This window comes from Brucella grignonensis (assembly GCF_002252505.1).
Taxonomy (GTDB): Bacteria; Pseudomonadota; Alphaproteobacteria; order Rhizobiales; family Rhizobiaceae; genus Brucella; species Brucella grignonensis.
This window is the reverse complement of sequence record NZ_NNRL01000058.1, coordinates 1-997: the sequence shown is the minus strand read 5'-3', so window position 1 is coordinate 997 and position 997 is coordinate 1. Positions and strand designations below refer to the sequence as shown.

The following is a 997-nucleotide window of genomic DNA, read 5'->3' as shown; positions in this document are numbered from 1 at the left end:
GGATCTGGTCCGCCGCCAACTGGACCGCGCCCGGTCTGCCGCAAGGTTGGGTCGGCGTCGACACGGAATTCAGCGGCAGCAACGGCGCATACGCCGGCTACCAGCAGCACCTCGAAACCATCCGCCGCGTCCGGGAGGAGGCAAGGGCGGGAGCGTCTGTCGTTGTACTGCCCGAGAGCGCCTTGGGCGTCTGGACGCCGACCATCGAGCGGCTCTGGACACGGGCGCTCGAAGACCTGGATACCACCGTCTATGGCGGCGCCGTCATCGCCGATCAAAGCGGTTACGACAATGTCATGCTCGAGCTGAAGGGAAAGGGCACTTCCCTGCGTTATCGCCAACGCATGCCCGTTCCCATCTCGATGTGGCAGCCCTGGTTGAGCCTGGTATGGGAGCCGGCCGGCGCCCGTGCGGATTTCTTCGTCAACCCAATCGTTTCGGTCAGAGGCACCCAAGTAGTCACTCTGATTTGCTACGAGCAATTGCTCGTCTGGCCCTTCCTGCAATCTTCGCTCGGATCGCCGGCTGCGCTGATTGCACCGGCCAATGGCTGGTGGACAGGCGGCACGGACATCGTGGCCATTCAGGTGGCCGCCACCACAGCTTGGGCGCGGCTCTTCGACCTTCCTCTTGTTCTCGCCATCAACACCTGAGCGGAGCTCGCCATGTTCGACGTCGCCTTCCTTGAATACTGCGCCGATCCCGGCGTGAAGATCGAAATCGTCGAGAGGTTCATTGCAGCGGTTGGAAACGAGAACCCGCTGGCAGTCTCTATCACCTCGGGCAATCGCGTCATTCTGCCTGAGCCGCCGAAGACCGCCGAAGATGCAGTGCGACTGGCGCAGCGCTTTGTGGGCACTGCCACGGTAAGAGCTGGCGTCGCGAACTTTCCGGTCGGTGTCGGCACTTCGGACGTGTCTCAGATCGACGCCGGTCTGTTCAATGCCTGCCAGAATATTTCGACTGGAACAGCGTTATTCGGCAAGGTGTATCGGAT

At 61.9% G+C, this 997-nt stretch carries 1 protein-coding gene and 1 pseudogene; both read left to right on the top strand.

Annotation, left to right across the window (positions count from 1 at the left end; all coding sequences use genetic code 11):
• A partial coding sequence (locus tag CEV33_RS00780; protein ID WP_328588540.1) for a nitrilase-related carbon-nitrogen hydrolase occupies window positions 1-653 on the top strand: 653 nt, incomplete at its 5' end.
• Between the two features lie 12 nt (window positions 654-665).
• Window positions 666-997, top strand: a pseudogene (locus CEV33_RS00775) (conjugal transfer protein TraH); the annotation flags it as partial.